A 21,027-nucleotide genomic window follows, 5' to 3' on the forward strand; every position below is an offset into this window, starting at 1 on the left:
TTCACGAAGCGCAGGTCATTGTTTGCGTCTGTTGTGGAAAAATATTTGACTGAAATCCCGTGATCACGGAATGTTCTCGTGACGAGAGCGGCCGAACGGGGTGCGGTAACACCCCGCCCGGCCTGGCCACAAACCAAGGGAGCTTGGATCATGGTTGATTCCGAGAATACTCGAACTGCGCGCGCTTACACCCCTTCGTTGAAACCGGCCCTCTGCCGGGTAGGAGGGGCGGGATGAGCGATCTATCCACCAATCCGAAAGACCCCGCGCTTGTGATGAGCGCGCTTTGGCAGGACGACTGCGATCGTCTGGAAGAGGCGGTGCGGTTCGCTTCGCAACGCGAACTCGCGGTCATCAATGCGGCGAACGAAGACGAACGGGTCGAAGCGGAACGCGTCTATATCGCTGCCGCGAAGGTACGCGACCGGCAGGTCGATCGACTGGACATTCTTCTCGACGCGATCTTTCAAACCAAGGCGCAGAGTTTCGAAGGCGCCGCCGCGAAACTCGCCGTCGCGATCCGCGCCGACGCAACGTCGCCAGATGACCCGGAGCGGCCATGGCCGCATCTGCGGTCGGTACACGCCGATCTCGATCGCTTGATTGCCGCGTTGAAGAACGCGGCAGCGAACGACGACACCGCCGGCGCGTAACCTGAAAGGTGAGGGAGCCGGCGCGCATCGCGCGCCGGCTCCTACTAACCGGCCATCGACGCGCGGCAGGTCATACGTCCGACTGCGAGATCGTCGCCGCTAGGTTTGCGGTTGATTGCGCGCCAAAAGACGCTGCCTAAACGCCTGCGCGTCCTCGTTCGACGGAAATTCTCGTATCCGGTCGAACGCTTGTCCCCGAACGTTCTCTCGCCACTCAACTTTGGAAGAGGTTGATTGGCGGCGCTGAAGGCGAAGCATGCCGCGCACCCATTCCCATCGATCCGGGAACACAAGGAGAGAATTGTCTTCGGCGCGTTGGAGCCAAAATGGTGCGAAGGAAGGCTCCAGATATCGCGGTAATTCGCTACCCCAGCCTTTTTCCTTTCGGGGTTTTCCTTGGCCCGGCGTGGACGTTTGTCCTGCCCACGACTTGTTGAGTTTTTTTGTCAGCGAGATCAGCGACGCAGATTCAGCCCACGTCAGCATTGCAATCGACGGCAAGTCCGATTGGGCGCCGAAGACGTACGCCATGAGAAGATCGGACATTCCCTCATATTTACGATCGACTCCAAACCATTTCTTCGAACTTGATTTGAGTTGCAAGGGAGCGCCAGCGAAAGGCTGCTCTGGTTCGTCCAGATAAATAATCAGATCAATTCCTTTGTCGCGTTCGGGGCGCGCTGATTCGATTCGGTGCCGCGCAAAGGCGGCTTGGAGTGCGGCCCTGCCAGCAATCTCGACAAGCTGGTCGTCGCGAGTTTCAGAAGCGCGCGCGGGAGAGCTGCGGTCACTCATGAGCACTGTCTTGCTGGTGATTTGTCAGGGCGCGACGGTAGATAAACGGCGCGCCGTCCACAATGCCGGGCGAGGTTCGCCTACCGCACCAACTCCGCCGCCGTCATATCCGCGCGAAACCCTTTGAACTTTCCCTCGCGCAACAGCCCCGCAACGCGCCGCACGAACGACGCTTCGACGACCAGCTCGGGCACGCCCCAAACGCCGCCCGCGTATTTCTTGGGAGCGACTTTGCGGCCGGTAGCCAGGAACAGCTCGGGCGTGGGCGCTGTATGCTTGGCGACATGTGCTTCGATGCGCCGGATCGCTTCGTCGCTGAACCCGTCGCTCACCAACCCGTCATAGATGATCAGCCCGCCGATCGAACGGTGGCCGACATGAATCGCGAAGCCTTTCGCTGTGCCCTGGTTGGGCGCGATGCCGAGCACCAGAAACGACTCCTGCTGGATGCACGAGCGTTTGACCCAGGTGCCGGACCGCATGCCGAAATAGGCACTGTCGCGATCCTTCGACACGATACCCTCCAGACCACGCGCGCATGCGTGCGCCAGCATCGCTTTGTCGTCGTCGTTGGCGGTGCCGACCGGTTCGACCAAGCGCACGCGCGGTGCGTGCAGCTTGGCCACCGCGTCGCGCAGCTTTTCCTTGCGAGCATCGAGCGAGGTCAGGCGCAGATCTTCGTCGGCGAGATAGGGCGCGTCGAACACATGATAGACCGCGTCGTCACCTGCATCGGACAGGCCTGCATAGTCGGCGGTGCGTGTATTGGTATCGTCGCCGGTGACGACACCGTCGAGCCACGTGCCGCGCGGCAGTTTCTTGAGCGCGGTCGCCAGCGCGGGCAGGCGCGACGTCCAGTCGGCCTGGTTGCGCGCGAACAAACGCACGCCATTTGCATCGATCCGCGCCAGCACGCGATAGCCATCGAGCTTGCACTCGTGCAGCCACCGTCCGGGCGGCAAGGTCTTCACCGGCACGACGACGACGGGATCGAGCCGGTCGGGCAGGGGCGCGCGCGGAGCGTCCGCTGCCGGCGGCTTGGCCGCCGCTTTCCCGGTCTTGGCCGGGGCGGTTTTGCGTGGACGGGGCGCCATGCTGCATCAATCCCGCGCGGTGCGGTTTGGTGCCGTTTTTACGGAAAAACCGCCGGAGGCTGTGGAATTTGCGCGGTGGCGCCGTCGGTGGCGCGATTGCGGCGGAGCAATCGGCGGCGCTGCGGCGTTCCCGGTGCCTGGAGGATCCCATGGCCGCACCGTCATCGACCCGCTCGTCCTGGAAAGGGCACCTGAAATTGTCGCTCGTCACGGCTGCGGTGCGCCTGTCGCCCGCGACGACGGGCGGCGAACGGATCAGCTTCAACATGCTGAACAAAGACACCGGCAACCGGGTCAAGCAGCAGCTGATCGACAGCGAAACCGGCGACGTCGTCGAACGCAGCGACACGATCAAAGGCTATGAGATCCGCAAAGGCGAATATGTCGAGATCACGCAAGAGGATCTCGACAAGGTGCAAGTGCCGACCTCGCACATGATCGAGATCGAACGCTTCGTCGACGCTGCCGACGTCAACGAGATCTATCTCGAGTCTCCATACTACGTCGTGCCCGACGGCGCCGTCGCCGACGAAGCCTATGTCGTGATCCGCGAAGCGATGCATCGCAGCGGCAAGGCCGCGGTGGCGCGTGTGACCTTGTCGAGCCGCGAACATCCGGTGCTGATCAAGCCGTGCGAAAACGGATTGATCCTGACGACCCTGCGCGACGAGCGCGAAGTGCGGCAGGCCAAGGACTACTTCGCCGACGTGCGCGATCTCGACGTGTCGGAAGAGCTGGTCGACGTGGCGCAGGCGCTGATCAAGCGGCTGGAAGGCCCGTTCGATCCTGCCATGTTCGAAGACCGCTATCAAACCGCGCTGCGCGAACTGGTCGATGCCAAGGCGGCCGGACGCAAACTGCCCGAACACGCAGCCGCAACCGAGACCGGCAAAGTGATCAACCTGATGGATGCGCTGAAACGCAGCCTGGGCCAAAGCGGCGGCAGTGCGCCCGCCGCTGCCAAGCCGGCGCGTGCCGCTGCGAAAAGTGCGGGCAAAGCTGCAACCAAAACGCCGGCCAAGAGCGCGGCCAAGAAAACCGCGTCGGGCGGCAAGGGCCGGCGCTGATCGCGGCGCGACGCGGCGCGGTTCACAATGATGAATGCGGGCACGCTCGCAGCGCGCGCGGTCATTCTGGTCGGGCGGCCGCAATTCCTGACGCGCGAACGTGCGCGCCGCCTGGTCGAACGCGCGGGCGGACGCTTGGTCAGTCTGCGCGATTTCGGTGGGCGCGATGCGGGCGGCGCGCTGGCCGTGTTCGGCACGCGCGGCACGGCGGCATTGATCCGCGACGGTACGTTGGCGCAGACGCTCCAGCGCTATCGCGCGTCGGGCGCCGAGCCCGTGTCGGAAATCGCCTTGCTGCGCGCGGTCGGCGTGATGGAGCCGTTGCGCGCCGACGCGCAGGCGCGCGCCTTCAGCAGCGATGACGTTGCGCGGTCGGCACGCATCGCCGAACAGGACGTCGAAAGCCTGACCATCGCGGGCGCGATCGAACCGGTCGACGGGCGCTTCACCTTCGCCGACCTGCGCGCCGCGCGCACGGTCGCAAGCTGGCTTGCCGACGGCGTGCCGTTGCACGAGCTGGCCGGGCACGTCGCCACCGCGCGTCGCACGGGTACGGTGCTGGATGCAGGGGCGGGCGTGCCCGATCTCGATCCCAGCGGGCAGGCGTCGCTGGATCTCGCCGCCGACGCGCCCAACCTGCACGATGCAATTGCGCGCGCCGAAGAAGCCGACGCGCACGACCTGCCGCGCGAGTCGGTGCGCTGGTGGCAGATTGCTGCCACTGCGGCGCCGCGCGACGCGACGTTGCGATTCAACTTGGGCTGCGCCTTGTTGCAGGCGGGATCGCCGCGCGAGGCCGAGCTGCAATTCGAGCGCGCGGCGCATCTCGATCCCGGCATGGCCGACGCCTGGTTCAACGCGGCGCATGCAGCGCGCGTGCAGGCGCGTGCCGATCGCGCGTTGTTGCATCTCGATCGTGCCATCGACGCCGATCCGCGCTGGGCCGAACCGCTGATCCAGCGCATGCGCACTGCGGTCGATGCGGAAGCATGGGAGGTGCTGGCGCAGCTTCTGACGCGGCTCGAAACGCTCACGCTGAACGACGCCGAAGCGACCTTCGCCAAACAGACGCGGCAGTTGTTGCACCTGGTAACGGGGCGCAGCGAGTCCTGACCGAGCATGCCGAAGCCGCGCGCGGCGTTTTTCTGAATTAACCACGACAAAGCTTCGCGAGGCGCGAAACGATCCAATAGGATCGCAGGCAAGAATCACGAACGCGTTGGGTGAGGGACATGTCGAATTCTGTACCCCGGCTGGTTGGCCGGGCTGCTTTGCTGTTGTCGGTTGTGTCGTTGCTTGCCGGTTGCGCGGCGCAGAAGCGCCAGGCGGAGATCGATCACTATCAGCAGGTGCAGGCGCAGCTCCGTGCGATCGGTGAGCAATGCGCGGCCGAATTGCAGGAGTCGAAGTACGACCCGATCCGCGACAAGATTGAACTTCGCCGCGGCGTCGTCTCGACCGAAGCAGTCCCGTTCGCGCTGCTGGTGAACGAGAAGACGCCGACCGCAACCGAGAAGGCGGCGTTGTCGGCGTGGGCGACGCAGCGCGAGACCTGCCTCGCGCAGACGTGGCACGTCCAGCGCGGCAGCCCGCCGCCGGGTTGGTCGGCAGAGGCGTGGCGTCGCTGGGGCTCGTTCATCGACAGTTCGGTGCAGCAAACAACGGTGCTCGCCGCAGCGCTGTACAACGGCAAAATCACCTACGCCGAATTCGCCAAGCAGCGCGGCGAAGCCACGGCGGCGGCGGGTACCGCACAGCAATCTTGGGTCGAGGCCACCAGAATCGCGGACCAACAACGCCGCCTGCAAGAACAGCAACTCGCCGAACAGCGCTACGCGAATTGGGAATTGTCCTACGCGAACTTCCTGCGGGCGAAAGGCTTCACTTGCGTGACTGCCGGAGGAACGACGAGTTGCCGATGATGTGCGTGCGCGGCGGTGTGGCGATCGCGATTCTTCTCATCTCGACGGCTGCACTGGGCGCCGAGTTGAAGCCAGGATCGCGCGCAACCGCTGTCGATCTCGAAATATACGGCAGGCAAACGCGCCTTCGGCTCGACGCAAAAGGTGCGGGCGGTGCCGGGATCGAATATGCCGACAGAGTGCCGAACGTTCCGCGTGAGCGATTGCCGGCGCGCGTAACGGTCAAAACCGAAGAAGCGGTGGGCGGTCACATCGATCTGCAGATGGATTTGTTCTATCCGACTGAGTCCGGACCGGAACGAAAAGTACGGTACGGCGCGATCGTCGCTTGCGGCGAACCGATGCCGCTGTCTGGAAGTCCGGGGCAACCGGCGCTACGCGCGACCGTGATCTGTCCGGCAAAGGCGCCGTAGAACATGCAAGCCGGCGCGCAACCGCGCGCCGGCTTTCTCACAGCTAGAAACGACTAGCGGTGCCGACGGTTCGGCACGCAATGGCCGCGCACGTAGCCGCGCCGCGTGCGATGCCCGCGCACCCAGTGCGCATGCCGGCCGCAACGGCCCGCTACGAATTGCACGGTTTCACTTTGGATCGTCGTCGCTGCTGACGGTGCAGCGGCGGCGGGTGCAGCTTCGGCGGCGAGCGGAGCGCCCAACGCAACGGCGGCGATCAGGGCGAGGGCGGACAAGCGCATGGGGAACTCCGGTTGATGTATGGGATCAACACGAAGGGCGCGTGCTTCGATCCATCAACGATCAAGGTGCTTTGAAGGCGATGTGTGTCGTGACGTAACAGGCGCTGCGTTTGCGTTCGCGCGCGGTTCGGACAGCGCGCACGTCCGTGCGGTTGGCATGGGCTCCAAATCGCATAGCCGGCGTTTGTTTGTGCGTGCCGTGACGGATGTCCGACAATGACGCTCGATGCGATCTTGGCGCCGATCAGGGCGCTGATCTGGTTCTTTTCGCAGGCCGTGCAGGTCGGCGGATTGGGTGCGGTCTATTTCCTGATCCCCGCCGCGATCATGCTGGCGGTGATGGCGGCAAACTATATGCGAATGGACCGCTCGCTTCGGCGCAGGCTGCCCATCGTGCTGCTGTTGCCGCTGATCTGGATTCTGGTTGGGCTGTATGGCGGCGTGTTCTGGGAAGATTCGCGCGCCGGTTCGCAACCCAACCCAGCGTGGATGATCTATCCGATCTGGGCGTCGATGTTGTTGTCGTTCGTCCTGACATTTGGATTGGCCGCACACCTGCAAGGTGCGCGGCCGTTCGTCGTTGCGTTCGGCGCCATCAACACGCTGCTGACGCTGGGTGTCGGGTTCATGGCCGGGATGGCCGTCACCGGAAGCTGGCTGTAGTCGCCGTTCATCCCGCTTGCGGCGGCATCCGCGCGAAGCTTGGCAGCTTTGGATCGACGCGATCCCACGCCACCGCCGCATCGGTCCAGGTCACGATTTGCGGCTTGTACTTGCTCGGATCGTCCAGGCTCGCCGCACGCACCGCGAACACGTCGCGGTCGCGGAAGGTCATAAAGACCGTCGTTCCGCAGGTGGGGCAGAAGCCGTTGATCTTGACCGTGCCGCCATCGCCGACCGACTCCCACAGGCTTGCGGTGCCTTGCGTGCGCGCTGACGCTTTCGGAAAAGCGAGATGCGACTGGTGGCCGGTGCCGCTGTCGCGCTGACATTGGCGGCACTGACAATCGACCATCGCCAACGGTTCGGCATCGACTTCATACCGAACCGCGCCACACGCGCAGCCGCCGGTGTAGGGCGCGCTCATTGTTTGCTCGCTGTCTTTTTATTGGGCCGTTTGACCGCGCGGACTTTGCCGCTATTGCCGCCGCCGCAGAAGAAACACCCATTGCCGTCGGATTCGAGACCCGAGACCAACATGCCGTCGGGCATCGCCAGACGTTCGATCACGTCGCTGGTGTCGGGATCGACGCGACGCAACTCGCTTTCATCGCCTTCCCAGGTGGCGTGCCACAACTCGCCCTCGACCCAGCTGACGCCGGTGACGAAACGGTTGGACTCGATCGTGCGCAAGGTTGCGCCCGTGTTGGGATCGATCTGCAAAATGCGACGACGGCGATGCTGGCCGACCCACAACGTGCCTTCCGCCCACGCCATGCCCGCGCCACCACCTTCGGGTGCAGGAATGGTGCCGACGACGGTGCCGGTGTTGGGATCGATCTTCTGAATAATGTCGCCGGCAAGCTGATAGAGATGCGCGCCGTCGAACGCAGTGCCTGCATGCGCAGTCACATCGATCGAGCGCACCATCTCGCCGCTTGTGGGATCGACTTCGTTCAGCCTGTCGCCCGAGGCAAACCAGACATGGCTGCCGTCGAACGTGACGCCATGCACAGACTCGACGCCGGGGAACGGTCCGTATTCACGGAGTATCTCGGCAGGTTTTGCAGATGTAGTTGTCATGGGGCGAACCTACTCGGTCGGTAGCGGGGTCGGGAGTAACAACGACGTCGTGAAACCCAGCACCGGCGGGGTCATCCAACGGCGCGCGCGCCCGTGCCCGACCGACTGGATTTTCGCCTCGGCCGCCAACGCATCCAACGCGCGCTGCACCGTGCGCTGGCTGGTGTCCAAGGCGATGGCCAAGGCCGAGCTGGACCAGGATTCGCCGTCGGCCAGAAACGCCAACACGGCCGCATATTGTTCTTCAACCGGCCGGGCCAGCACGACGATATCGCGTGCGCGTTTGGGCGCCAGGGTGAAGCCGTCTTTGGTCGCGCTGAGCGTGGCCAGCGGGCGCAACATCGCGCGCAGCCGGCCGATCTCCACCCGCAACCGTGCACGGTGGGATTCGTCGGCGTGCTTGGCCCCGAATGCTTGTTTGACCAGCGCGTCGCGCGACACGTCACCAGGCCAAGCCTCGGCGAGCGCACGCACCAGCGCAAACAACACCGGTCGCGTTGCCAGCGAAATAACTGAGCTTCCGTCGCGCACCGCATGGCGGCAGGCATCGACCACCAGGCGCGATTTCGACGCCAGCAAAGCTTCGACGTCGTCGAGCAGCAGCGGACGTTCGCTGCCTTGGTCCAGCAAGCGCGCAGCGGGCGCGTTCAAGGCGCGTGCGGCGCTTTCAACTTCGGCCGTCAGCGCCGGGATTCGTGCCGCGCGCGCGGCCTGCGTCGCACGCGCCAAGGCTTCGCGTGCCGGCTTGGCGCGGATGCGGCGCATCGCGATGCCGGTGACGACCAGTTCGTGCGCAGTGCGCAATGCAGGCGGGAAGGGCGTTGGATCGAGGTCGGCCAGAATCCGCTCGGCCTCGTCGAGCCGGCCCAGCAACAGCAAGCGCCGCACTTCGAGATAGCGCGCATGGGCGGCGTTGCGCCGGTCACCGCTTGCGTCGAGCGTTGCACGCGCCGCGTCGAGCGGCTTGGCGGGCCAGCCCGCAAGATCGCGCGAGGCGAGTGCGATTTCGGCTTCGGCAACAACGCAGCGCGCGCGCGCCAAGGCTTCTTTGGGGCCAAAGGCGCGCGCGGCGCGACGCACCAGCGCCTTGGCCCGCACCAGATCGCCCAACTGCGCCATCGCAATGCCGCGCAAGGCCAGGGCCGGCGCGTCTTCGCGCAACGCCACGCGTTTGAGCGCGCCCAACGGATCGCCCGCAGCCAGCGCGCGTGCGGCGGCGGTGATCAGCGAGTCCATCAAATCATTGCTCGCCGGAGAGGAAGGGGCCCGCGACGAAGGCGCGGGAAGAGCTTGCCCCGGACGCGATCCGGGGTGCGGGGGCTTTCACCGACTGGTGTGCGCGCATGTGTCGACAACCCCCTCACCCTAACCCTCTCCCCGTCGGGGAGAGGGGATGAGATTCGAAATCCCGCCACACTTGTCACTCCCACCGAACGATCCGCCGGCGCCACAAGGAATCGTATGTCGGCGCGAAGCATGAGTGCTGACCTAATTTTCGGAGGTTGCAAGAACCATGACGACGTCGCCTGAATCCAAATCCGAGGCCGCGCCGATCGCGCATCCGCCCATCGTGTCGCCGCAGGAATGGGCCGCCGCGCACAAGGCGCTGCTGGTGAAAGAGAAGGCTGCACTCCGCGCCCGCGACGCGCTGCATGCCGAGCGCCGGCGCATGCCGTGGCAGGCGATCGACAAGGACTACGTGTTCGACGGGCCGGCCGGCAAGGTGCGTCTGCTCGACTTGTTCGAAGGCCGCCAGCAGCTGATCGTCTATCGCGCCTTCTTCGAACCCGGCGTGCATGGTTGGCCCGATCACGCCTGCATCGGTTGTTCGCTGGGCGCCGATCAGGTCGGGCATCTCGCGCATTTGAACGCGCGCAACACGACCTTGGCCTATGCGTCGCGCGCGCCGCAGGCCGACATTGCGCGGTTGAAGACGCGCATGGGCTGGACGATGCCCTGGTACACGATCACCGACAGTTTCGATGCCGACTTTGGCGTCGATGAATGGCACGGCCACAACGCCTTCATCCGCGACGGTGAGAAGATCTATCGCACCTATCTGATCAACAGCCGCGGCGACGAGGCGATGGGCACGGTCTGGTCGTATCTCGACATGACCGCGCTGGGCCGTCAGGAGGCATGGGAAAACTCGCCCGCAGGCTATCCGCAGGAACGTCCTTACAAATGGTGGAACTGGCACGACAGCTACGTCGCCAATGCAGCGCCCGATCCGACATGGGTCGCGGTGTCGGACGCGGGTGAAGCGGCCTTCCGCAAGGAGAGCGCGCAATGACCACGCACGCGACGGGGACACGCGAAGATTGGTTGGCGGCGCGGCTCGATCTGCTCAAAGCCGAAAAAGACCTGACGCGGCGTAGCGACGAGCTGGCGAAACAACGGCAGGCGCTGCCCTGGGTGCGCGTCGACAAAGCCTACCGGTTTGAAACCGAAGCGGGGAATGTCGCGCTGGCGGATCTGTTTCAAGGCCGCTCGCAGCTGCTCGTCTATCACTTCATGTTTGGGCCCGATTACAAAGCGGGTTGCCCGTCCTGTTCGATGATCGCCGACGGGTTCAACGGCTTTGCGGTGCATCTGGCCAATCACGACGTGCTGTTGACGGCGGTGTCGCGTGCGCCGTTGGCCAAGCTGCAAGCCTATAAAAAGCGCATGGGATGGACGTTCCCCTGGGCGTCGTCGCTGGGCGGTGACTTCAACTTCGACTTCAACGTGTCGATCACCGAAGAGCAGCAGCGCGACGGCAGTTTCGAATACAACTTCCGCCCGGGCACGCCGACGATGGCAACCAAGACTTTGCCGAAAGCGGTGGTCGGGTTCGCTGAGAGCGTCGGCACCGATCCGCTGACCTACACGCGCGACCGGCCGGGTTTGAGCTCGTTCGTGCTCGAAGACGGCGTCGTCTATCACACCTATTCGTCCTATGCGCGCGGCGTGGATGCGATCTGGGGTGCCTATCAGTTCCTCGATCGCGCTTCCAAGGGCCGCAATGAAAACGGCGTCTGGTGGAAGCGCCACGACGAGTACGACCAGCGCTGAGCAGGTCTGGTCATGTTCGCAGATGACGCACGGCTGCCCTTCGCCGATCTCGTCTTTGCCGGAGTCGCGGCGCTGGTCTTTACCGCCAGCGTCGCGATGACGATCGTCGCCTGCGCGCCAACGATCGCGGGGATGCAGATCTGCGGCGCGATTGCGGGCCATCTTCGCGAGAGGGGGGGCGGCCTGTCCTTCGTCGCGATGTGGACCGTGATGATGGTCGCGATGATGTTGCCGTCTTTGATGCCCGCGCTGTGCCGCTACCGCGATGCTGCGCGCGGTACGGAGCGGTTGGGGGTTGCGACCTTGCTGGCCAGCGCCGGCTATTTCTTTGTCTGGGCGCTCTGCGGTGTGGTGGTTCTGGCGCTTGCAACTGCGTTGCCGTCGCTCGCATCGGCGACGCCGTTCGCGGTCGGTTGTGTGATGCTGACCGCGGGCGCATTGCAGTTCACCGGCTGGAAAGCGCGCACGCTTGCTTGTTGCCGCGGCGGCTGCGGCCAACAAAGCGCGCTGCGTTGGGGCGTGCGGCACGGGCTGCAATGTGTGGCGTGTTGCGCCGGTCCGACGGCGGTGCTGCTGGTGCTCGGCATGATGGATTTGCGTGCGATGGCGGCGGTGACGGTCGCGATCACCGCCGAACGTCTCGCCGGCCTGCGCGTCGCGCGCGCGCTTGGTGTCGTCGCGATTGGGGCGGGGTTGGTGTTGGTGGCGGGGCTGTAACCGCCGCGGCGCGGCTGTGTATAGTCGCGCCCATGACCGAACCGCTCTTCCGCGAAGACTCCTACTTACGAAGCTGCGACGCGACCGTGGTTGCGGTCGAGCCCAACGGCGTCGTGCTGGATCGCACCGTCTTCTATCCCACCGGCGGCGGCCAGCCCGGCGACAGCGGTACGTTCTCCACGGCTGACGGGCGCAAGGTCACGATCGCCGAAGCACGCAAAGGCGCCGAGCCCGGCACCGTCGTGCACATTCCCGCACCCGACATGCCGGCGCTGCACGTCGGCGACAAAGTCACCGCTGCAATTGATTGGGAGCGTCGCCATCGCCTGATGCGCATGCACACGTTGCTGCATCTGCTGAGCGCCGCGGTGCCGTTTCCGGTGACGGGCGGGCAGGTGTCGGACGGGAAGGGCCGTCTGGATTTCGACGTCCCCAATTCGGAAGAGGGCGTGTCACTCGACAAAGCGACGATCGAGCGCGCGCTGAACGATTACGTCGCGCAAGGCAAAGGCGTGTCCGTGCGCTGGATCACCGACGACGAGCTGGCAGCCCAACCGCAACTGGTGAAAACCATGTCGGTCAAACCGCCGGTCGGCACCGGCCGCGTGCGCCTGCTCGAAGTCGACGGCATCGACCTGCAACCTTGCGGCGGCACGCATGTGCGCTCGATCGAAGAGATCGGCCCGGTGAAAGTCGACAAGATCGAAAGCAAGGGCGCGAAGAACCGGCGCGTTGTGGTGAGCTTCGCGTGACGCGTTACCCCAATCCGAACCAGCCCAGAATCCGCCCCAGCAGATCGCCGACCTGTCCTGGCAGCGTCTGGAACACATACGTCGTGATCTTGAAGTCTTCATACTCGCGGCCTTCGAGGTCGATGCCCCAGGCGAGGATGCCGAGAAAGACGCCGAACTGGCAGAGCGCAATCCGGCCGAGCGGCTTGCGGAAACGCTTCGGCACAAAGAACGCCAAGATCGCCTGCAAGATCAGCAGCAGAACCCAGATGTCGAGCCGCAACGACATCGAACCCGCGACGAGGTCGGTCGATAAGATCGGTACGATCGCAATCGCGCCGATATACAGAACGATCCCCACACGCCGCGCCAGCCGCAGCACGTGATCTTCCGGCGGCACGCGCCCGAACGCTTTGCGCGCGCACCAGAATGACAGCAGCCACACCGCCCATTCCGGATCGGTGCGCGTCAGCACGTTGTCGACATAGATCGCAACGAACACGACCAGCATCGGCGCGAAGGTCAGCGCCGCACCTGCCGTACCCGGCCGCGCCAATGCGCGATCAATGCGTGCGGGCAAGGCGCGCGCGGTCTCGATCAGCAGACGCAGATCGTCCTTGGCGCGGCGTTGCGCCGGCACGCGCGTCGGCGGCATGGCAGGGACGGAGCGGGGTCGCGGCGATTCGGACACGCGCGTGACTTTGCCAGAAACTGTGCGCGGGTCGCGTGTCAAACAGCCACGTCTGACCGCTGCTGCCGAATCTCTATAGTCGCGCCATGCGCCGGCCGATCGCCCATGCTGTTGTTTTCGCCCTGGGCGGCGTGCTTTCCGGCTGCGCTTCGCTGCAGCCGCTCGCGCCAGTCTATCAGGACGCCGTTTTCGTCGATCGCTGGTGGATGCAGGACGCGCAGACCGGGCGGAAGGCGGACGTCGATTATTTCATTCGTGCGATCCCCGATCCGGCCAAGGCGAACGGCGTGATGCTGCAAGAAGTGCTGCGCCGGAACGATTGGGGTTCGTCGCGGCTGCGCTGGATCAAAGGCGTGTGCCCGTCGGCAGGGCCGGTGTTCTTCCGCCTGTTGAACCATCAAAGCGACCAGGTCGAAGCGCGCGGCAACGGCGCCAACACCAATCTGCTGCGCGAAGAATTCCGCGCCGAGCTGGAAGCGGTGCTGGCACCGTGCTGGACGGAGCAAGAGGGCACCTAGCGCGCATCGCTGAAGGTCAGAAAGCGCTTGCCCCGTTCGGGCGTCGCCAAGGTCGCATCGAGCGCGGTGCGGAAGTCGGCCAGCGCATGCAGGCTGCCGAGCGGCACGACGAAGTCGTCGCCCGCGGTCGCGTCGATGATCTGCTGCAGCAACGGACGGTCGGACGCAGCCGGGGCCTCGAAGAAGAAGCGATAGATATAGGCCTGGATCGTCACATCGCGCATCAGCACGTCGAAATTATGCAGCTCGAACTTTGCCGTGTCGTAGCCGCCATAGATGATCGCACGCCCGCCCAGCGCCAGACGCTGCACCAGCGCGCTGAGCAAACTGCCGCCGACGCAATCGATCACGGCGTGGAGACCGTCCGATCCGCGCAGCAACGCGTCGAGATTTGGCAGCAGCGCGTCGCCATGTTCCAGCACCGCATCTGCGCCCAGCGCGCGTAGATCCTGCTGCGGTTTGCGCACGATCGAAATGGAGCGGACGCCGCGTTGGCGTGCGAACTGCGTCACCATGGTTGCGACCGTCGAGTTGCCGCCGGTGAGGGCGATGAACTGGCCCGGTTGCACGTTGGCGCGGTCGAGCAAGTCCCACGCGGTGATCTGATTCAGGAACTGCGCTGCTTTTTCCAGCGGATAGTCGGACGGCAGAACGACGACGTCGGCGGCGCGCACCAGCGAATATTCGGTCCAGGCCGGGTAGTAGCCGAAATAGACCAAGGTGCCGGGTGCGATCGCGACGCCGTCGCCGCATTCGACGACATAGCCGGCGCCATGCGTGCCCGCGATCTGCGGATAGGCGGGCTTGCGCGGTTCGGGATAGAGCTCGCTGACGAACAGAAAGTCGCCCGGATTGATCGAGGCACGTGCGAGCTGCACCAGCACCTCGCCGGGGCCGGGCACCGGCCGTTTGACTTCGCGCAATTCGAGCGCGCCGTACCCGTCCGCGAGCGTCGTCACGGAGTCGAACATCACCGCCTGCATTTCTTTGCTTTCTGCTCTGGTTGTTGCGGACAGGAGGATGTGGACCCTGGCCGGCGCAACAAAGCGGCCAATATGGAATTGCGAATTGCAGGAGCGGGATAATGCGACTGGAGCTGCCATGAGCTTGGGCTTTGACGACGTCGCGATTTTTGTGCGGGTGGCGCGCGGGGGGAGTTTCGTTGCGGCGGCGCGGGCGCTGGACCTGCCGACCAGCACGATCAGCCGGCGGATCGCGCAGTTGGAAGCACGGCTGGGCGTGCAGTTGCTGCGCCGGACGACGCGCGCGGTGAGTCTGACCGACGACGGGCGCGCCTTTGCCGATCGCTGCGGCGTGGCGTTCGACGAGATCGCAACCGCCGCAGACAATCTGCGCGAGACGGGCGAAGTGTTGCGCGGCACGTTGCGCGTCACCGCACCGCCCTTTGTGTGTCCCGACACGTTCGCGCCGTCGCTGCTCGAATTTGCAGCGCGCCATCCTGAACTGGTGCTGGATCTGCACTTCACCAACGCAGCGCCCGACCTGGTCGAAGAGGGCGTCGATCTCGCGTTTCAACTCGGGCCGTTGCGCGACGGGCGTCATGTCGCGCGCAAATTATGGGCGATCCCGCACGTGCTATGCGCCAGCCCGGCTCTGCTGGCGCAACGTCCCGCATTGCTGCAGCTGACGCATCCGCGTCAGCTTGCCGATCATCCCTGCGTGGTGACGCCGCCGATGAAAGTCTGGAGTTTCGAGCGCGACAAAGACGAGGTGAGCCTGACGCCGCGCACCTTGGGCGCCACGATCAGCGACATGGCGCTGGCCGAGAAAGCCGTGCGGCAGGGGTTGGGGCTTGGCTATCTGCCGTCGACCTTGGTCGATGGCGCGTTGAAAGATGGAACCTTGGTGCGGATCGAGCTGGATGGCTGGACGCCCGACACGCGCGATTTCTTTGCCGTCTATCCCGCGTCGCGCCAGCTATCGCCGAAAGTGCGCGCCGCAATCGATCACGCCGTCGCCGGCCGCACCGCGCATCTGTAATGCGGGCGCGGCTTAGGTGCGGCGAACGAGCCGGGTGAGCAGGGCCTGGACGCGCGGATCGCGCAGCCACAGCTCACCCCATTGGTACAGTTCGATATAGGCTTGCACGGTCTCCTCCTTGGGTTCTGCCCTAAAGACGAACCTGGGAGACCGGGATCGACATCGACCCGAAAGATTTTTTAGGCGGGGGTCGCGTCCTTCAAAAAGGCCAGGGCTGCCTTGGCCTTTTGATGGTAGGCCCAGCCCAACGGGGTACCGTTCCACAACGTGTCTTTGACGTCGGTCCGGGCGCCGCGTTCGATCAGAAGCTGCAGCATCGGCACGTCGTCGTTCAGCGCCGCCTGGTGCAGCGGCGTCGAATGTTTGTGCACCGGCAGGAAGTCGTTGGCGTCGGCCCCCGCATCGAGACAGATCCGCGCCGCTTCGAGATTGCGGTGAAACACCGCCAGCCCCAGCGATTGATGCAGCTCGCTGGGCGATGCAGCCGGCAGCAGATGTTTGAGATCGTCGCGCCGGTCGAGCGCCGCTGCAATCGGTGCGGTGACCGCAAGCCCGTTCTGTTGCAGCAGGCGTTCGACCGTCGCGGTCGCGCCTTCGAACAGCGCGAAAATCACCATCGACGGTTTCAGCACCGCGCCCGCTTCGAGCAGGGTTGCGACCAACGCGTCCTGGTAGCCGCTTTCGCGAATGGTGGCGCCCGTCAGAGTCAGTTCGAGCGTGTAGTTCAAATCGGCCGGCTCGACGCCGCGCCGGATCATCGAACGCGCGATGTCGACGATTTCGGGCGGCACCGGTTCGGTCGGCGTCGGATTGAAGGCGACGAACCAGAAGAGTTTGGGGGCGCGGAAATAATCCTGCGGATAACAGTCGGGCTCGATGGCGCGGTCGTGCAGCAGCGCGGGATAGGAGTCGAGAATCCGGTCGAGTGCTGCGACGCTGCCATGTTGAAGCGCGAAGACCGCGGCTTTGAAGCGCGCATCGTCGAGCACCGGCCGGTCGAGCAGATGCATGATGCGCGTCTGTTTCGCCGCGCGCGCGTGATCGAGCGGCGTGCGACCGTCGGCGTCGGCCAGGTAGGACAGGCCACCATTGCGGATCAGCAGTTCGACGAGTTCACGTGGGCCGCGTGCCGCGGCTTCATGCATCGCGGTCGTACCGCCGTCGCCTTGTTTGCGCGGATTGGCGCCGGCCTGGAGCAGTAGATGCGCTGCTTCGTACCGCGTCGCGTCGGACGCATCGGCGCGGCAGGCGAGCTGCAACGGGGACTCGCCGTCATGCCCGTCGGCCGCGTCGCCGCGCGCGAGCAGAGTGCGGATCGCACCGAGATCGCCGCGCGCAGCGGCTGCGCCCAATTCCGAGCGTGGCGACACGGGTTCGGCGTCTTTGACCGCCTGCAGCAGCGCAGCCCAGCTTTTGTAGCCATAGGCCTGCGCCAATTGATGCTGCGCGGCGGCGAGCTGGATGTGCAGCTCTTTGGCCAGACGTTTGGCCTGTTTGCGCAGATGTTCGGCGGATGGATTGTCCGGCAGCGGCCGGTGCGGCGTAGAAGCCATGTGCAACCCTTTCCCAAGGTGCCCGGTGTCCGCAGTGACGGGCAGGAAAGAGTGGCGCGAAAATCTCTAACGCGTCAGGTGGGCTGCGCCCTTTCCGCGGACCGGCGGCCGCCGGTACGGCCGGACGTCACGGTATCGTGCGCAGGGGTGGGGTCAAGCGATCTGTCTTACAGGAAGCAGGAACCACCACGACGCCACGGGCGCCAAGTTTCACCACGGTACCGAGATCGACGCCGCCGTTCCCGTCGCAAGCCGGCACTGGATTTCCTGACGCGCTTTGCGCGTCGATAAAACCCTGTCGTCCTGCGATGTGACCGCGCCACCGTCTGTGCGCCGTGGTGTTCTTGGTGTCGTGGTGGTTTGCTGGATCGTGACTCCGAGGAGAGGCGCGATGAGACGCGTATGCATCAGAGGCTTAACCCGGTCGCCGTATTGACCGCGCTCCGTGCGACGGCAAGGCCGGCATTGATCGCGTTCTCGGCCGCGAGTGCGGTCATGCCGTGCACGCCTTCGAACAAAATGGCGACCGAGTCTTTCTGGTTTTCGAAAAGCGCCTCGGCCATTGCGGGGCGGATTTTTCCGATCGCGTAGTTGGCGACGATGTAGGCGGCCGTGCTTGCGATCTGTTTGGCGCCGGTCAGCGCATAGTCACCGGCCGCTTTGCCGTCGAGCCGCAACTGGTTGACGATCGCATCGCCGATCGCTTGCAGCGTCTGGTCGAAGTCGAACGCCATCTCACAGACCTCCGACGCGATTTTTCTTGGCCAGTTCCCAACCCAGCAGCAGGCCGAACTGGTCGTGCATCTGTCGTTTGAACGCCTCGGCCTCGTCGGCAAGAATGATCCCGGTCGATTCATGCACGGCGCGCACGCGTTCGACCGAGCGCCGGATCAGAACGATCTGAGTCAGCGTATTGTCGTTCTTGTCATAGCGCTGGGTGCGAAACTCGATCGCGTCGAGGCTGAGACCAAGTTCCTGATAGAATTTCGCCGATGCGGCGTAGGTCGCGCTGGCGGGTTTCGCCACGCGTATGTCGGACGCCCAGGCGTCGACTTTGGCGACGGCTGCGGTGATCTGCTGGTCGATCGTCTCGTCATAAGACGCGACGAAACTGCAGGCAGCGAGACACAGAACGACAAAGAGCGTGCAGGTACGGCGAGCGATTGCGGTCATTGCGCACAAACGCTGCCAGCAATGTTTGCTGCGCGCGAGTCCGAAACGAAGCCGATAGCAGCGAGTGGTTTACGCGGCGCGTTCGACCGCGCGTTTGGGCGGCGATTGCACGGCGCTGCCATGCACGACGCGCAGGAAACCTTCCAGCATCGCCAGCGACCACAAAGGTGCTGCGTGATCGCGCTTGCCGCTTTCGTGGCGGTCGAGCAGGCTGCGCACTGCTTGCATGTCGAGCAAGCCCGAATCCTGCATTGCGTCGCTGCACAGCCGTTGGCGCAGACGCGGCATCTCGCGCCGCATCTGATCGGCGAGATCGGTCGCGAAGCCGGTCTTGGGCCGGTAGAGATTTTCGTGCGGCACGAGCGGCTCGAGCGCGCGCTTCAAAATATGCTTCTGCTGGCCGTTCTGGATTTTCAGCTCATCAGGCAGCGAAGCCGCCCACTCGACAAAATGATAATCGAGCATCGGCACGCGCACTTCGAGCGACGCCGCCATTGAGGCGCGATCGACCTTGGCCAGAATGTCGCCGATCAACCAGGTTTTGAGATCGACATATTGGGCGCGGCCCAGCGCGGTCGACGCGTCGGCCTCGTTCCAATGCTGGCTGATCGTGTCGGCCGGATCGTAGCCGTCGAGCGAGGCGCGCAGCGCGGGCGACATCAGGCTGCAGCGCAGCTCGTCCGACATTTTGCAGACGGTGCGGTACCAGCCGTGCGAACTGTCAGAGGCAAGTTCGAGCAAGGTGTGTTTGGCGCGCAGCCAGCGCGGCGCATTGTCGAGCTTGGGATAGGCGCGGCCGAGCGGCCCCAGCAGCGCTGTGCGCATGCTTTGCGGCACATGGGTGCGCACGCGGTCCAAGGTCTGGAACAGGCGGTAGCGGCGATAGCCTGCGAACAGCTCGTCACCACCGTCGCCCGACAGCGCAACGGTCACGCGGCGGCGCGCGAGTTCGCTGACACGCAAAGTCGGGACCGACGAGGAATCGGCGAACGGCTCGTCGAAGATCGCAGCCTGCCGGTCGATCGCATCGAGATACGACAAGGTTTGGCGTTCTTCGGTGTGATCGGTGCCGTAGCGCTCTGCCATGGTGCGCGCATAGGGCAGCTCATCGACGCCGGTTTCGAATCCGATCGCGAAGGTTTTGACCGGGTCGGCCCCCTGCCGTTTGGCGAGCAAGGCCACGACACCGGAACTGTCGACGCCACCCGACAGAAACGCGCCCAGCGGCACGTCGGAAATGCGGCGCGCTTCAACCGCGCGTTCGAGCTTCTCGGCCAGCGAGATGACGGCGGCGTCTTCGTTGATCGGCTTCGACTTGAAGCTCGGCTTCCAATAGGTGACCGGCGACGGCAGCTTGCGGCCGCGCTGAATCGTCAGCGTGGTTGCAGCCGGCAGTTTCTCGATGCCTTCGTAAATCGACTTGGGATCGGGCACGTAGCCGAAGGCGAGGAAATCGTCGATCGCAGTCGGATCCAACACGCGCGGGCAGGCGGGATGCTGCAGCAGCGCTTTCATTTCCGAGCCGAAGATCAATTCGCCGGTTCGAAGCTGCGCGTAATAGAGCGGCTTTTTGCCGAGCCGGTCGCGGGCCAGGAACAGTGTCTGTTTCGCCTCGTCCCACAGCGCCAGCGCGAACATGCCGTCGAGCCGTTCGACGCAGGCCGGGCCCCATTCTTCCCAGGCGTGAATGACGACTTCGGTGTCGCAGCGCGTCTTGAAGACATGGCCGCGCGCTTCGAGCTGCGTAACCAGCGTGCGAAAGCCATAGATCTCGCCGTTGAACACGATCGCGATGCGACCGTCTTCGTTGAACATCGGTTGATGGCCGCCGGCGGGATCGATGATCGCCAACCGGCGATGGCCAAGCCCGACGCCGGGCGCGAGATGAAACCCTTCGCCGTCAGGGCCGCGATGCGCGATCGCACGCGTCATCGCGTGGAGAATCGTTTCGTCGATCGGACGGCGATGTTCGAGGTCGAAGAGTCCAGCCAGACCGCACATGGTCGATGTGCCGGTTAGGTGCGGAGCGCGGCGAAGAGGCGGCCCAGACCGCGGCGCGTGCCCGGGACAATTGTGGCAGCCGGCATTAAGGCAGCGCGATCGGTTTCGCGTTCGACCGTCAGCGCCACCGAACCGTCGCGTTCGATCTTGCCCTGGTCGTAGGCGCGCGAGGCGCGTGCCTGGAGCTGGGCGCGGTGGCGGTCATAGGCGGTGAACAAGGTGAGCAATTGCAGGTCGGCGGCGCCGCACGTGCCGGTCAGCAAGTCCATCGCCACGCGCACCAGCACCCGTCGACCACTGTCAGGATCGCGTGCCGGGATCGTGATCGCATCACGCTTATCGTCGAAGTAGCGGAAGTTGGACGGGAAGGTGAGCGGCATGGGGGATCTCGTGCGCAGGGAACGCACGGTAAAAGAACAAGGCAGGGCGTAAGTTCCGGCGAAACTGTGCGCTGCACGCTGTGTCACGGAGTCGAATGCGCGTTGTCACGCGCGCGTCACCGCCAGCCGGGTGAAGACCGGCTACGACCGCGCTCTTTATCGTCATCCCCGCGTAGGCGGGGATCCAGGTCGTGGGAGCATGCGAACGTAGATCGCCACACGGCGACGCCTGGGCCCCCG

General features: G+C 64.7%; 25 protein-coding genes. 12 read left to right on the plus strand and 13 right to left on the minus strand.

The window, feature by feature from the left end:
- Positions 1-233: 233 nt before the first annotated feature.
- On the plus strand, positions 234-653 hold the full coding sequence (locus TMPK1_RS01970; protein ID WP_420241108.1) for a hypothetical protein: 420 nt from the start codon (positions 234-236) through the stop codon (positions 651-653).
- Between the two features lie 99 nt (positions 654-752).
- Here the strand turns inward: TMPK1_RS01970 and TMPK1_RS01975 are convergent, their stop codons facing one another.
- Both TMPK1_RS01975 and TMPK1_RS01980 read right to left on the minus strand, forming a co-directional pair.
- Positions 753-1,448 (minus strand): DUF4365 domain-containing protein, encoded by a 696-nt coding sequence (locus tag TMPK1_RS01975; protein ID WP_420241110.1) that lies wholly within the window; start codon positions 1,446-1,448, stop codon positions 753-755.
- A gap of 80 nt (positions 1,449-1,528) precedes the next feature.
- Complete coding sequence (locus TMPK1_RS01980; RefSeq protein WP_420241111.1) at positions 1,529-2,542, minus strand: ATP-dependent DNA ligase; 1,014 nt, start codon at positions 2,540-2,542, stop codon at positions 1,529-1,531.
- Positions 2,543-2,691: 149 nt separating this feature from the next.
- Here TMPK1_RS01980 and ku point away from each other — a divergent pair, with 149 nt between their 5' ends.
- The 4 genes from ku (at position 2,692) to TMPK1_RS02000 (ending at position 5,944) form a co-directional block, all read left to right on the plus strand.
- The gene (gene ku, locus TMPK1_RS01985) at positions 2,692-3,609 is read left to right on the plus strand and encodes a non-homologous end joining protein Ku (protein ID WP_420241113.1); all 918 of its coding nucleotides are present in this window, start codon (positions 2,692-2,694) and stop codon (positions 3,607-3,609) included.
- A gap of 30 nt (positions 3,610-3,639) precedes the next feature.
- A complete protein-coding gene (locus TMPK1_RS01990; protein ID WP_420241114.1) occupies positions 3,640-4,722 on the plus strand; it encodes a hypothetical protein in 1,083 nt (360 codons plus the stop codon).
- Between the two features lie 119 nt (positions 4,723-4,841).
- The gene (locus TMPK1_RS01995) at positions 4,842-5,531 is read left to right on the plus strand and encodes a hypothetical protein (RefSeq protein ID WP_420241115.1); all 690 of its coding nucleotides are present in this window, start codon (positions 4,842-4,844) and stop codon (positions 5,529-5,531) included.
- Positions 5,528-5,944 (plus strand): hypothetical protein, encoded by a 417-nt coding sequence (locus tag TMPK1_RS02000; RefSeq protein ID WP_420241116.1) that lies wholly within the window; start codon positions 5,528-5,530, stop codon positions 5,942-5,944. The genes TMPK1_RS01995 and TMPK1_RS02000 overlap by 4 nt, the downstream gene beginning before the upstream one ends.
- Before the next feature lie 53 nt (positions 5,945-5,997).
- Here TMPK1_RS02000 and TMPK1_RS02005 read toward each other — a convergent pair whose 3' ends face one another.
- On the minus strand, positions 5,998-6,225 hold the full coding sequence (locus tag TMPK1_RS02005) for a hypothetical protein (protein WP_420241117.1): 228 nt from the start codon (positions 6,223-6,225) through the stop codon (positions 5,998-6,000).
- Positions 6,226-6,441: 216 nt separating this feature from the next.
- On the opposite strand from TMPK1_RS02005, the gene TMPK1_RS02010 reads away from it, so the two are divergent.
- On the plus strand, positions 6,442-6,888 hold the full coding sequence (locus TMPK1_RS02010) for a hypothetical protein (RefSeq protein WP_420241118.1): 447 nt from the start codon (positions 6,442-6,444) through the stop codon (positions 6,886-6,888).
- Positions 6,889-6,895: 7 nt separating this feature from the next.
- On the opposite strand, the gene TMPK1_RS02015 is transcribed toward TMPK1_RS02010, so the two are convergent.
- From TMPK1_RS02015 to TMPK1_RS02025, 3 genes are read right to left on the minus strand one after another with little or no spacing between them, the layout of a single operon-like run.
- Positions 6,896-7,312 carry a GFA family protein gene (locus TMPK1_RS02015; RefSeq protein ID WP_420241119.1) on the minus strand — a complete coding sequence of 139 codons (417 nt, stop codon included), beginning with the start codon at positions 7,310-7,312 and terminating at the stop codon, positions 6,896-6,898.
- On the minus strand, positions 7,309-7,968 hold the full coding sequence (locus TMPK1_RS02020) for an NHL repeat-containing protein (protein ID WP_420241120.1): 660 nt from the start codon (positions 7,966-7,968) through the stop codon (positions 7,309-7,311). The genes TMPK1_RS02015 and TMPK1_RS02020 overlap by 4 nt, the downstream gene beginning before the upstream one ends.
- Positions 7,969-7,977: 9 nt before the next feature.
- Positions 7,978-9,204 carry a hypothetical protein gene (locus tag TMPK1_RS02025; RefSeq protein WP_420241121.1) on the minus strand — a complete coding sequence of 409 codons (1,227 nt, stop codon included), beginning with the start codon at positions 9,202-9,204 and terminating at the stop codon, positions 7,978-7,980.
- 277 nt (positions 9,205-9,481) lie between these two features.
- Between TMPK1_RS02025 and TMPK1_RS02030 the strand changes: the two genes are divergently transcribed.
- The 4 genes from TMPK1_RS02030 to TMPK1_RS02045 are packed head-to-tail and all read left to right on the plus strand — an operon-like array spanning position 9,482 to position 12,491.
- Positions 9,482-10,261, plus strand: a complete 780-nt coding sequence (locus TMPK1_RS02030; protein ID WP_420241123.1) for a DUF899 domain-containing protein — start codon at positions 9,482-9,484, stop codon at positions 10,259-10,261.
- Positions 10,258-11,022, plus strand: a complete 765-nt coding sequence (locus TMPK1_RS02035) for a DUF899 domain-containing protein (protein WP_420241124.1) — start codon at positions 10,258-10,260, stop codon at positions 11,020-11,022. Before TMPK1_RS02030 ends, TMPK1_RS02035 begins: the two co-directional genes overlap by 4 nt.
- Positions 11,023-11,034: 12 nt before the next feature.
- Positions 11,035-11,739 (plus strand): DUF2182 domain-containing protein, encoded by a 705-nt coding sequence (locus TMPK1_RS02040; protein WP_420241125.1) that lies wholly within the window; start codon positions 11,035-11,037, stop codon positions 11,737-11,739.
- Positions 11,740-11,771: 32 nt separating this feature from the next.
- Complete coding sequence (locus TMPK1_RS02045; protein ID WP_420241127.1) at positions 11,772-12,491, plus strand: alanyl-tRNA editing protein; 720 nt, start codon at positions 11,772-11,774, stop codon at positions 12,489-12,491.
- 4 nt (positions 12,492-12,495) lie between these two features.
- Here the strand turns inward: TMPK1_RS02045 and TMPK1_RS02050 are convergent, their stop codons facing one another.
- Entirely contained in the window at positions 12,496-13,125 is a 630-nt protein-coding gene (locus TMPK1_RS02050; RefSeq protein ID WP_420241128.1) for a hypothetical protein, read from the minus strand.
- A gap of 122 nt (positions 13,126-13,247) precedes the next feature.
- On the opposite strand from TMPK1_RS02050, the gene TMPK1_RS02055 reads away from it, so the two are divergent.
- Positions 13,248-13,679 carry a hypothetical protein gene (locus TMPK1_RS02055; RefSeq protein ID WP_420241129.1) on the plus strand — a complete coding sequence of 144 codons (432 nt, stop codon included), beginning with the start codon at positions 13,248-13,250 and terminating at the stop codon, positions 13,677-13,679.
- Here TMPK1_RS02055 and TMPK1_RS02060 read toward each other — a convergent pair.
- Entirely contained in the window at positions 13,676-14,638 is a 963-nt protein-coding gene (locus TMPK1_RS02060; RefSeq protein WP_420241130.1) for a quinone oxidoreductase family protein, read from the minus strand. The genes TMPK1_RS02055 and TMPK1_RS02060 overlap by 4 nt on opposite strands.
- 142 nt (positions 14,639-14,780) lie before the next feature.
- On the opposite strand from TMPK1_RS02060, the gene TMPK1_RS02065 reads away from it, so the two are divergent.
- Entirely contained in the window at positions 14,781-15,680 is a 900-nt protein-coding gene (locus TMPK1_RS02065; RefSeq protein ID WP_420241132.1) for a LysR family transcriptional regulator, read from the plus strand.
- A gap of 179 nt (positions 15,681-15,859) precedes the next feature.
- Here the strand turns inward: TMPK1_RS02065 and TMPK1_RS02070 are convergent, their stop codons facing one another.
- The 5 genes from TMPK1_RS02070 to TMPK1_RS02090 all read right to left on the minus strand — a co-directional run bounded on the left by TMPK1_RS02070 (position 15,860) and on the right by TMPK1_RS02090 (position 20,787).
- On the minus strand, positions 15,860-17,233 hold the full coding sequence (locus tag TMPK1_RS02070) for an ankyrin repeat domain-containing protein (RefSeq protein WP_420241134.1): 1,374 nt from the start codon (positions 17,231-17,233) through the stop codon (positions 15,860-15,862).
- 407 nt (positions 17,234-17,640) lie between these two features.
- Positions 17,641-17,967, minus strand: coding sequence for a hypothetical protein (locus TMPK1_RS02075; RefSeq protein WP_420241135.1), 327 nt, complete (start codon positions 17,965-17,967; stop codon positions 17,641-17,643).
- A 1-nt stretch (position 17,968) separates the two neighbouring features.
- On the minus strand, positions 17,969-18,406 hold the full coding sequence (locus TMPK1_RS02080; protein ID WP_420241136.1) for a hypothetical protein: 438 nt from the start codon (positions 18,404-18,406) through the stop codon (positions 17,969-17,971).
- 69 nt (positions 18,407-18,475) lie between these two features.
- A complete protein-coding gene (locus tag TMPK1_RS02085) occupies positions 18,476-20,407 on the minus strand; it encodes an XrtA/PEP-CTERM system amidotransferase (protein ID WP_420241137.1) in 1,932 nt (643 codons plus the stop codon).
- A gap of 14 nt (positions 20,408-20,421) precedes the next feature.
- A complete protein-coding gene (locus TMPK1_RS02090) occupies positions 20,422-20,787 on the minus strand; it encodes a DUF1488 family protein (protein WP_420241138.1) in 366 nt (121 codons plus the stop codon).
- Positions 20,788-21,027: the final 240 nt, after the last annotated feature.

Origin of the sequence: Roseiterribacter gracilis (genome assembly GCA_018332375.1) — a bacterium.
Classification (GTDB): Bacteria; Pseudomonadota; Alphaproteobacteria; order BOG-932; family Roseiterribacteraceae; genus Roseiterribacter; species Roseiterribacter gracilis.